The organism is Sphingomonas bacterium (genome assembly GCF_903643035.1).
Classification (GTDB): Bacteria; Pseudomonadota; Alphaproteobacteria; order Sphingomonadales; family Sphingomonadaceae; genus Sphingomonas.
On the sequence record NZ_CAHJWW010000095.1, the window covers coordinates 1 to 9716 of the forward strand.

A 9716-nucleotide genomic window follows, 5' to 3' on the forward strand; every position below is an offset into this window, starting at 1 on the left:
CCGCCTCCGCCTTCGCGCGCGCCGAGGCCACGCCGCGCGACATGGCGCAGATGTTCGTCGCCGCCGCGCGCGCGCTCGGCGTCCCCGCGCGCTACGTCTCGGGCTATTCGCTCGACGCCGAGGACCACCGCCCCGCGCCGCACGGCTGGGCGGAGGCGCATGTCGAGGGGGTCGGCTGGATCGGTTTCGATCCCTGCCTGGGCCTCAGCCCGGAGGAGCGCCACGTCCGCGTGGCGGCGGCGCTGGACGCGGCGGGCGCGGCCCCGGTTGCGGGGTACAGGCTGGGCGAGGGCCGCGAGGTGCTGGATGTCGACGTGAGCGTGCAGGGGGAGGAATAGGCCCACATCCCGCCATGCCAGCGAACGCTGGCCTCCCGCGGGTAAAGGTGCGGCGCTGTTCCAGAGCGACCCCAGCGTTCGCTGGGGTGACGATGCGTCGTCATGCCAGCGAACACTGGCATCGCTCCGAGCGGAAGGACTCACCCAAGCCATGCCTCGCCCCGGCTACACCTACATCATGACCAACAAGCCGCACGGCGTGCTGTACACCGGCGTTACCGCGTATCTGGCGGAGCGGATCGACCAGCATCGCGGCGGGCGCGGCTCGGCGTTCTGCCGTCGCTATGGTCTTAACCGGCTCGTGCTGGTCGAGCAGCACGACTCGATCGAACATGCCATCGCGCGCGAGAAGGCGCTGAAGGCGTGGCGGCGCGAGTGGAAGATCCAGCTGATCGAGGCGGCCAAGGCCGAGTGGGACGATCTGTTCGACCGGATCGCATGGGGCTGAGCGACCCCAGCGTTCGCTGGGGTGACAAACAGCCGTCATGCCAGCGAACGCTGGCATCTCGTGCCGGGCGCGTGCTTGAGCGGGTATCAGCCTCGGCGGGTCGACCCCAGCTTTCGCTGGGGTGACGATGTACCCTTCTCAATCCTCCGCCAGCCGCGACCAGCCCGCCGGACCCAGCACCTCGATCGGGCGATAGCGCACCTTGTACGCCATCCGCGCCGACCCCTTCACCCAATAGCCGAGGTACACATAGGACAGCCCGGCATCGTGCGCGCGCAGGATGTGGTCCATGATGATGAGGTTGCCCAGCGCCGGCCGGCTCTCCCCCGTCGCGCCGTCGCTGCCGCCGCCACCCCCGCTCCCGGCGTCGAAGAAGCTGTAGATCATCGACAATCCGTCCGCCTGGCGGTCGGTCAGGCAGGCGCCGACCAGCCGGCCGGGCGCGCCGCCGGACCCGCGTTCGCGATATTCCATCACCACCGAGTCGACCGGGGACTGCTCGACCATGTCGGCATAGTCCTCCTCGTCCATCGTCGCCATGCCGCCGCCGGGATGCCGCGCGGCGAGATAGCGGCGCAGGAGGCGGAACTGCTCGTCGGTCGCCCAGGGGCGGCAGGCCGTGACGTCCAGGTCGCCGTGGCGGCGCAGCAGCCTGCGCTGGCTGGCGCTGGGACGGAACTCGCCGGCCACCACCCGGACGGACACGCAGGCGGAACAGCCGGCGCAGCTCGGGCGGTACGCGACCCCTTGCGAGCGGCGGAAGCCGATCCGGCCCAGCGCGTCGTTCAGCTCGGCGGCATGCGGGCCGTTGAGCTCGGTGAACACCTTGCGCTCCTGCCGGCCCGGCAGATACGGGCAGGGCGCCGGGCTGGTGACGAAGAAGCGCGGGAAACGGAAGGGCGCGGTCACCGCGGATCAGGCCTCGTGCATGGGCGTGGGCGCCTCCGGACATGCTTATGCAAAGCGGCGCGCGTCCTGCAAAGCGGCTTTACCACGAAAGACGACGGATGATGCCATCCGGGCGGGATCACTCCAGCTCGACCTGGCCGACGGCATAGCCCGCCTCGCGCAGCGCCGCGATCAGCCGGTCGAGCGCGGCGCGGTCGCGCGCCTCGCACTCGATGTCGGTGATGAGGCCCTTGGCGGGCAGCAGGGTGAAGACGCGCTGGTGGTACACCTCGATGATGTTGATCCGCTGCTGGTCGAAGATGCGCGCGACGTTGAACAGCGCGCCCGGCTGGTCCTGCAACGTGATCCGCAGCCGCGCGAGCCGCCCCGACCGCGCGAGGTCGCGCAGCAGGACGTTGGCGAGCAGCCGCGTGTCGATGTTGCCGCCGCACAGCACGACGCCGACGGTGCGCCCCGCGAACCGTTCCGGCTGCGCGATCAGCGCGGCGAGCCCGGCGGCGCCCGCGCCCTCGACCACCGTCTTCTCGATCTGGAGCAGCAGGCTGACCGCCTTTTCCAGGCTGCGTTCGCTGACCAGCAGTATCTCGTCCACCAGCTCGGCGACCATGGCGCTGGTGACGACGCCCGGCTCCTTGACCGCGATCCCTTCCGCCAGCGTGTCGCCCGCGCACGGCATGTCGGTGCCGTTCAGCCGGTTGAACATCGACGGGAACAGCTCCGCCTCCACGCCGATCACGTCGATCGGGTGGCCGCCGGGCGCGGCGGCGGCGGCGCGCGCGACGACCGCCATGCCGCTGATGAGGCCGCCGCCGCCGATCGGCGTGACGAACGTGTCGATCGCGGGCACGTCCTCCAGCATCTCGATCGCGACGGTGCCCTGCCCGGCGATCACGCGCACGTCGTCGAACGGGTGGACGAAGGTATAGCCGCGCTCCGCCTCCAGCACGCGGGCGTGCGCGTATGCGTCGTCGAACGTCTCCCCGTGCAGCACGACGGCGGCGCCATGGCCTTCCGTCTGCGTCACCTTCGTGATCGGGGCGTTGGTCGGCATCACGATCGTCGCCGGCACGCCCAGCCGGTGCGCGTGGTACGCGAGGCCCTGCGCGTGATTGCCCGCCGACGCCGCGATGACGCCCTTGGCGCGCTGTTCCGGCGGCAGCTGCAGCAGCGTGTTGAGCGCGCCGCGTTCCTTGTATGCGGCGGTGAACTGGAGGTTCTCGAACTTCAGATAGACCTGCGCGCCGGTCATCTGGCTGAGCGTGCGGCTGACGAGCGTCGGGGTACGCACGATCGACTCGCGGATGCGGACATGCGCCGCCCGGACGTCGTCGATCGTGACGGGCTGGGCCAGAGGCTCGCGGGCAAGGGTCGCCACCATTTTCTCCGTTCGCCCCTGGCTTGTCTAAGGGCCGTGCCTGTCGAAGGGCCGTGCTTCTTCGCGTCCGGGGAGGGACGGGGCGTCGACAAGCCCGGCCCGGACGGGAAGTGAGGCGCGGCCTAGATCATATGGCGGGACGAGGAAACACGCCTTATGCCCCGCCCATGCTCAAGCCCGCCATCGTCGCCTCCTCGCTCGTCGCCGCCTCGCTTCTTTCCGGTGCGCCGGCGCAGGCGCGGCGCGCGCCGCCTCCGACGCCCGCGGACGCGCCCGCGTCGGCCGGCGCGCTGGTCGACGACGTCGACGGCATGACGGTCGACGGGCAGGGCCATGTGACGCGTTTCACCGGCCTGCTGCTGAGCCCCGCGGGGCGGGTCGTGCGGCTGCTGGGCGCGAAGGACAAGCGGCCCGACCGGCTCGACTGGCGAGCGGACATGAAGGGGCGGGTGATGCTGCCCGGCTTCATCGACGCGCACGGGCATGTCATGGAGATGGGGTTCCGCGCGCTGGAGCTCGACCTGTCGGACGCCGTGTCGCTTGCCGACGCGCAAGGCCGGATCGCCGCCTATGCCGCCGCCAACCCCGATCGCAAGTGGATCGTCGGCGGTGGCTGGAACCAGGAGAAATGGGGGCTGGGCCGCTTCCCCACGGCCGCCGAGCTCGACCACGCGGTCGGCGACCGGCCGGTGTGGCTGACGCGGGCGGACAGCCATGCCGGCTGGGCGAACACCGCCGCGATGCGAGCGGCCGGCGTCACCGCGCGGACCGTCGCGCCGGCAGGCGGCCGGATCGAGAGGGCGGACGGGCAGCCGGCGGGCGTCTTCGTCGACGCCGCGCGCGAGCTGGTGGAGAAGGCGGTGCCCCGGCCCGCCCCCAAGGACCGCGACGCCGCGTTCCTGAAGGCGCAGGCGATCCTGCTCGGCTATGGCGTCACCGCCACGGCGGACATGGCGATGTCGATCGACGACTGGCTTTCCTACCGGCGGATGGGCGATGCGGGCGCGCTTCGCGTGCGGCTGATGACCTATGGCCTGGGGGTCGAGACGGCGGTGCAGATCGGGGGCACGGGGCCGACGCCGTGGCTGTACGACGATCACCTGAGGATGGGCGGGGTGAAACTGTTCGCCGACGGCGCGCTCGGCTCGCGCGGCGCCTGGCTGAAGGCGCCCTATGCCGACGCGCCCGGCCAGACCGGCGCCGGGTTCATGTCCGACGACGTCATCCGCAACCGCATGAGCCGCGCGGCCATGGACGGCTATCAGGTCGCGGTCCACGCGATCGGGGACCGCGCGAACGCACAGGTGCTGGCCGCGATCGACGAGGTGAGCGAGACCTACAAGGGCGACCGGCGCTGGCGGATCGAGCACGCGCAGATCGTCGATCCCGCCGACCTGCCAAGGTTCGCGCAGCACGGCATCGTCGCCTCGATGCAGCCGACCCATGCGACGAGCGACCGGCGGATGGCGGAGGCGCGGCTAGGCCCGGATCGGCTGGCGGGCGCCTATGCCTGGGCGACGATGCTGAGGAATGGCGTGCCGCTGGCGTTCGGGTCCGACTTCCCGGTGGAGAAGCCCGACTGCTTCGCCGGATGGGCGGCGGCGATCACTCGGCAGGGCGCGGACGGCGAGCCGTTCGGCGGCTGGCAGCCGCAGGAGCGCGTGACGCGCGAGCAGGCGTGGTGGGCGTTCACGGGCGCGGGCGCCCGCGCCGGCTTCGCGGAACGGGAGTTCGGCACGCTGGAGCCCGGCCAGATGGCGGACTTCATCATCGTCGACCGCGACCCCATGCTCGCGAGCCCCACGGACCTGCGCGCGACAAGGGTGGAGGAAACGTGGGTGGGGGGACGCAAGGTGTGGACGCGGGGGTAGCATCCGAAGTTTTCCCGATGGGTTTGGCACGGGAGGTTTGCCCGGCTGTCGGGAGCGGGAGGCGGCGACTACCAGACGCGCGGGCCGGGCGAGAAAGCCGCCGGCCGGCTCCCGGGGCGACTCCCGGGCCTCTCTGGAGACACGCCATGCTTCGTTTTCCCGCCGCCCCGGCGATCGCCGCGGGCCTGCTCTGCGCACCGGTCGCCGCCCACGAACAGGCGCCCGCGCCAGGCACGCCCATCACGCTCGTCGTCTGGGCGAAGCGGGTGGGACAGGCGCTCGACACGCAGATGGCGAGGACGCGCGGTCCGCTGGGCCGGGAACGGCCGAGCGGCGTGGTCAGGATCAAGTTCAACTGCAGCGACAGCGGCAGGCCGAGCGACGTCTCCGTCTACAGGAGCTCGGGCAATCCGTGGATGGACCGCGCGGCGCTCCAGGCGGTGCGGCAGGTCGCCACCCTGCATCCGCTGGCCGACGGCATGAGCCATCGTCAGCGATACGTCGCCACGCTGCTCTTCGCGAACAGCCAGGACGATCTCGACCGCGACATGGTGAAGATCCGTGCGGAGCAGCTCAAGGGCAACGCCTGGTTCAAGGGGCCGGCCGGCATCGCGCTCCTCGACCCGGTCGCCGACGCCCCCGCGGGCTGAGGCGGGCCGTCCGCCCGCGCCGCCGCCGCCCTGCTACTCCTCCAGAAGGCCGAGCAGGGCGGCGCGGACCATGAGCTGCGACCGGTTGCACGCGTTCAGCTTCATGCGGGCATGTTCGACATAGGTCTCGACCGTCTTGTGGGTGATGCCGAGGACAAGCGCGATCTGCTTGGAGGACTGGCCCGTTCCCACGAGACGTACCACCTGCGTCTCACGGGTGGTGAGCAGGACATCCTTCCCATTGTGCATCCGTCTTCCCCTAAATCGCCAGATCGTTTCGCGTACAATATCATGCCGCATTGACAATGTTGATCGACACCGATCAATGACCGGCAAGAAGTACGATGGCCCGGTCGACGCGGCCGTCAGTCGTTACGATATCGTCATCTTGCGACATGGCTGGCCCTGTTCATGGTCGGCGGACTAGAACACTCTTCCTGACCGAAAGACAAGACAGTTTCACGACATCGCGATCATGGCGAGGTCGTCGGGATCATGGGGCGGGAGCGTCTATACTCGGGCGGCGGGCGCGACGGATCGGTGTCCAGGCGACGCGGGATGGTCGCGCGGGTTCGACCCCTGTGTGGGCAACGATGACGATGTTGCGCGCGGCGGCCGGGATCGCGGGCGGGCGCGTCGCGGCACCGCAAGGTGCCGGCGGGCCGGTGGCGCTCGGGGACGGGAAGGGGGGAGGAGTCGTCGGGCGTCGGTGTGCCCGGACGCGGCGGTTCAGGCCATCTTCGCCGTCCTGACGCCTTCCGCCGCCGCCTCGTCCGGCTCGCGCAGCACATAGCCCCGGCCCCAGACGGTCTCGATGTAGTTCTCGCCGTCGCAGGCGAGGCTCAGCTTCTTGCGCAGCTTGCAAATGAAGACGTCAATGATCTTGAGCTCGGGCTCGTCCATCCCGCCGTAGAGATGGTTCAGGAACATCTCCTTGGTCAGCGTCGTGGCCTTGCGAAGCGACAGCAGCTCCAGCATCGCATATTCTTTGCCGGTCAGGTGGACGCGCGACCCGTCGACCTCCACCGTCTTGGCGTCGAGGTTCACCGCCAGCTTGCCGGTGCGGATCACCGACTGCGAATGGCCCTTGGACCGGCGGACGACCGCCTGGATGCGGGCGACCAGCTCCTCGCGGTGGAACGGCTTGGTGACATAGTCGTCGGCGCCGAAGCCGAACGAGCGGACCTTGCTGTCCATCTCGTTGACGCCCGACAGGATCAGCACCGGCGTCGACACTCGCGCCACGCGCAGCTTCTTCAGCACGTCGTAGCCATGCATGTCGGGCAGGTTCAGGTCGAGGAGGATGATGTCGTAGTCGTAGAGCTTGCCAAGATCGAGGCCCTCCTCGCCGAGGTCGGTCGTGTAGATGTTGAACCCCTCCGCCGTGAGCATCAGCTCGATCGCCCTCGCGGTGGTGGGCTCGTCCTCGATCAGCAGCACGCGCATCGACCTGTTCCCCCGTCCGCGGTTCGCTCGGCGCTGGTCGTCCGTCGCGTGCCCGCCCTGATCCATTAACCACACACGCTGTGAAGGAAAAAGGTTAATTCGATCCTAACCGGCGGCGTCGGAAGCGGGAGGGGCGCTACCGCAGGGGGGCGGGACGCTCCGCATGGGGGATGTCCTCCCCCAGCACCTCGCGCAGGTACAGGCTGCGCACCAGCGTGAAGATCACGACCAGCAGCGCGGCGGAGAAGAACAGCCCGAACACGCCGAACACCGCGCTGATGCCCAGGATCGCGAACAGCGTGATCGCGGGCGGGATCGAGATCACCCGGTTGGTGACGAACGGCGTGATGAAGTTCGACTGGACGACGCGGACCAGCGCATAGGTGGCTAGCGTCCCCAGCACCGGCCCCGTGCCCGCGGTCGCGGCGAGGCCCAGCGCGGGCAGCATCGCCGCGGTCGGGCCGACATAGGGGATGAACTCCGACAGGCCCGCCAGCAGGCCGAGCGCGGCGGCCGAGGGGACGCCCGCGATCCACAGGCCCAGCCCGATCAGGACGCCCATCGTCGTCATCTGGATCAGCTGCGCGCGCAGCCACAGCTTCAGCGTCGCGGCGGCGTCGAGCAGCGCGTCGTCCACCGCCGCCCGCTTGGAGGGGGGCACCAGCAGCAGGAAACCGCGCTCGTAGACGCCGGGATCGGCGGCGAGGAACAGCGCGCCGACGAGCAGCAGGAGGAAGTTGAGCACCAGCTCGCCCCCGCCCAGCACCAGCCCGGACAGGTCGCGCGCCACCTTCGACCCGGCGTAGGCGGAGTTGACCGCGCTCACCAGCTTGGCGCCCATCGGCGTCTGCGACAGCCAGCGCGACAGCTGCGCGAGCAGTCCGGGCAGCTGGGTGACGAGCGCGTTGACCTGCGCCCCGAACTGGATGCCGAACAGCCAGAACAGGAACCCGATCAGCGCCAGCACGCTGGCGATGCCCGCGCCGAGCGACAGCCTGGCGGAAAACCGGAGCCAGTCGCGATAGAGCTCGGCAAGCGCGTGGATCGCGATCGCGCCCAGGATCGCGCCGAACGCCAGGATCAGCAGGTCGCCCATCCTGTAGAGCGCCGACGCCAGCGCGATCAGCAGGACGACGATGCCGACCCGCCGCACGAACCGCGCGTCGTCCGCATCCGGCGCGAGACGGCCGCGGCGGGCGTCCGGCGAGGCGATCGGTGGGGTGATCGGGGCGGCGATCGGTGCGGCGGCGGGGGGCGTCGTGTCGGTCACGACCCGCTGGTGACAGATCGTGCGGGCCGACGCGAAACGTTTTCATCGTCGCGCATTCACCCGCCGCCCCCGCGCCACCATATGACCGGCCTGCAAGGAGGCTCAGCATGATCGACAAGCGACCGTTCGCCACTCTTGGCCACGCCGATCACGGCTGGCTCGACGCGCGCCATCATTTCTCGTTCTCCGGCTACCAGGATCCCGCGCGGATGGGCTGGGGCGCGATCCGGGTGTGGAACGACGACCGGATCGGACCGGGGACCGGCTTTCCCGCTCACCCGCATCGCGACATGGAGATCATCACCTATGTCCGCTCGGGCGCGATCACCCATGAGGACTCGATGGGCAACAAGGGGCGCACCGGGGCGGGCGACGTGCAGGTGATGAGCGCGGGCAGCGGCGTTCGTCACGCGGAATACAATGGGGAGGACGAGCCGACGACGCTGTTCCAGATCTGGATCGAGCCGCGCACCCGTGGCGGCGCGCCGGGCTGGGGCGCCCGGCCGTTCCCCAAGGGCGACCGGGCCGGCCGCTTCGTCACGCTGGCGAGCGGCTTTGCCGACGACCCGGACGCGCTGCCGATCCGCGCCGACGCGCGCATGCTCGGCGCGACGCTGAGGGCGGGCGAGACGCTGACCCATGTCGTCGGCGACGGCCGGCACGCCTATCTGGTCCCCGCCACCGGGGCGGTGACGCTGGACGGGGTGCGCGTCGACGCGCGGGACGGCGCCGGCCTGACGGCGGGATCCGTCACCATCACCGCGATCGAGGACAGCGAGATCGTCCTCGTCGACGCCGACTAGCTGCTTGCCTCGTGTCCGGGCCGTCACGTCCGGGCGGGGCCGGGGGGTCGGCGGAAGAGGCCGGCTCCTTTCGTCCGGGTCGGCGTTGTCGCGCCCATGAAGCTGTTCCATGTCAGCGACGTGCATTTCGGCGCGGAGGACCCGGCCGCGATCGCCTGGTTCGCTGCCTGCGTCGCCGCCGAACGACCCGACGCGGTCATCATGACGGGGGACCTGACGATGCGCGCGCGCCGCGACGAGTTCGCGCGCGGCGCGGCGTGGCTGGAGGCGCTGGGCGTGCCGGTGACGGTGGAGATCGGCAACCACGACATCCCCTATTACTCGGACCCGTTCGGCCGGCTGGTGCGCCCGTACCGCCGCTACCTGGCGGTGGAGCGGATGATCGAGCGGTCGCTGGCGCTGCCCGGCGTGACGGTGGTGCCGCTGCGCACCGTCGCGCGGCTGCAATGGCGGATCGACCAGTCCAAGGGGCAGGTGTCCCGCCGGTCGCTGGCGCAAGCGGCCGCGGCGATCCGCGCCGCGCCGGCGGGCGACCTGATCCTGGTCGCCGCGCACCATCCGCTGGCCGGGCGGGAGGAGGACGAGGAGATCGACACGGTGGGCGGC

General features: G+C 70.6%; 11 protein-coding genes. 6 read left to right on the plus strand and 5 right to left on the minus strand.

The features are described from left to right. Together HUV01_RS07730 and HUV01_RS07735 are read left to right on the plus strand one after the other, a co-directional pair. Positions 1-338, plus strand: a 338-nt coding sequence (locus HUV01_RS07730) for a transglutaminase-like domain-containing protein (protein ID WP_174297717.1), incomplete at its 5' end; no start/stop codon positions are given. A 151-nt stretch (positions 339-489) separates the two neighbouring features. Further along, positions 490-786 carry a GIY-YIG nuclease family protein gene (locus HUV01_RS07735; protein ID WP_174297718.1) on the plus strand — a complete coding sequence of 99 codons (297 nt, stop codon included), beginning with the start codon at positions 490-492 and terminating at the stop codon, positions 784-786. 138 nt (positions 787-924) lie between these two features. Here HUV01_RS07735 and HUV01_RS07740 read toward each other — a convergent pair whose 3' ends face one another. Further along, the gene (locus HUV01_RS07740; protein WP_174297719.1) at positions 925-1695 is read right to left on the minus strand and encodes an arginyltransferase; all 771 of its coding nucleotides are present in this window, start codon (positions 1693-1695) and stop codon (positions 925-927) included. Positions 1696-1813: 118 nt separating this feature from the next. Beyond that, positions 1814-3073, minus strand: a complete 1260-nt coding sequence (locus HUV01_RS07745; RefSeq protein WP_174297720.1) for a threonine ammonia-lyase — start codon at positions 3071-3073, stop codon at positions 1814-1816. Positions 3074-3237: 164 nt separating this feature from the next. Here HUV01_RS07745 and HUV01_RS07750 point away from each other — a divergent pair, with 164 nt between their 5' ends. Both HUV01_RS07750 and HUV01_RS07755 read left to right on the plus strand, forming a co-directional pair. Beyond that, positions 3238-4941 carry an amidohydrolase gene (locus tag HUV01_RS07750; protein WP_174297721.1) on the plus strand — a complete coding sequence of 568 codons (1704 nt, stop codon included), beginning with the start codon at positions 3238-3240 and terminating at the stop codon, positions 4939-4941. A 146-nt stretch (positions 4942-5087) separates the two neighbouring features. Beyond that, the gene (locus HUV01_RS07755; protein ID WP_174297722.1) at positions 5088-5591 is read left to right on the plus strand and encodes an energy transducer TonB family protein; all 504 of its coding nucleotides are present in this window, start codon (positions 5088-5090) and stop codon (positions 5589-5591) included. Between the two features lie 33 nt (positions 5592-5624). Here HUV01_RS07755 and HUV01_RS07760 read toward each other — a convergent pair whose 3' ends face one another. The 3 genes from HUV01_RS07760 to HUV01_RS07770 all read right to left on the minus strand — a co-directional run bounded on the left by HUV01_RS07760 (position 5625) and on the right by HUV01_RS07770 (position 8307). Then, on the minus strand, positions 5625-5840 hold the full coding sequence (locus HUV01_RS07760; protein WP_174297723.1) for a response regulator transcription factor: 216 nt from the start codon (positions 5838-5840) through the stop codon (positions 5625-5627). 480 nt (positions 5841-6320) lie between these two features. Then, positions 6321-7037 carry a response regulator transcription factor CtrA gene (ctrA, locus tag HUV01_RS07765; protein WP_174297724.1) on the minus strand — a complete coding sequence of 239 codons (717 nt, stop codon included), beginning with the start codon at positions 7035-7037 and terminating at the stop codon, positions 6321-6323. A gap of 136 nt (positions 7038-7173) precedes the next feature. After that, a complete protein-coding gene (locus HUV01_RS07770) occupies positions 7174-8307 on the minus strand; it encodes an AI-2E family transporter (RefSeq protein ID WP_368040008.1) in 1134 nt (377 codons plus the stop codon). Between the two features lie 107 nt (positions 8308-8414). Between HUV01_RS07770 and HUV01_RS07775 the strand changes: the two genes are divergently transcribed. Together HUV01_RS07775 and HUV01_RS07780 are read left to right on the plus strand one after the other, a co-directional pair. After that, positions 8415-9110 (plus strand): pirin family protein, encoded by a 696-nt coding sequence (locus HUV01_RS07775; RefSeq protein ID WP_174297725.1) that lies wholly within the window; start codon positions 8415-8417, stop codon positions 9108-9110. 96 nt (positions 9111-9206) lie between these two features. Further along, positions 9207-9716 (plus strand): metallophosphoesterase family protein (locus tag HUV01_RS07780; protein ID WP_174297726.1); only part of this gene is annotated, 510 nt, incomplete at its 3' end.

Coding starts and splice junctions, on each gene's coding strand:
- HUV01_RS07735 (WP_174297718.1), top strand. CDS start 490: ATGCCTCGCCCCGGCTACACCTACATCATGACCAACAAGCCGCACGGC.
- HUV01_RS07745 (WP_174297720.1), bottom strand. CDS start 3,073: ATGGTGGCGACCCTTGCCCGCGAGCCTCTGGCCCAGCCCGTCACGATC.
- HUV01_RS07750 (WP_174297721.1), top strand. CDS start 3,238: ATGCTCAAGCCCGCCATCGTCGCCTCCTCGCTCGTCGCCGCCTCGCTT.
- HUV01_RS07755 (WP_174297722.1), top strand. CDS start 5,088: ATGCTTCGTTTTCCCGCCGCCCCGGCGATCGCCGCGGGCCTGCTCTGC.
- HUV01_RS07760 (WP_174297723.1), bottom strand. CDS start 5,840: ATGCACAATGGGAAGGATGTCCTGCTCACCACCCGTGAGACGCAGGTG.
- ctrA (WP_174297724.1), bottom strand. CDS start 7,037: ATGCGCGTGCTGCTGATCGAGGACGAGCCCACCACCGCGAGGGCGATC.
- HUV01_RS07775 (WP_174297725.1), top strand. CDS start 8,415: ATGATCGACAAGCGACCGTTCGCCACTCTTGGCCACGCCGATCACGGC.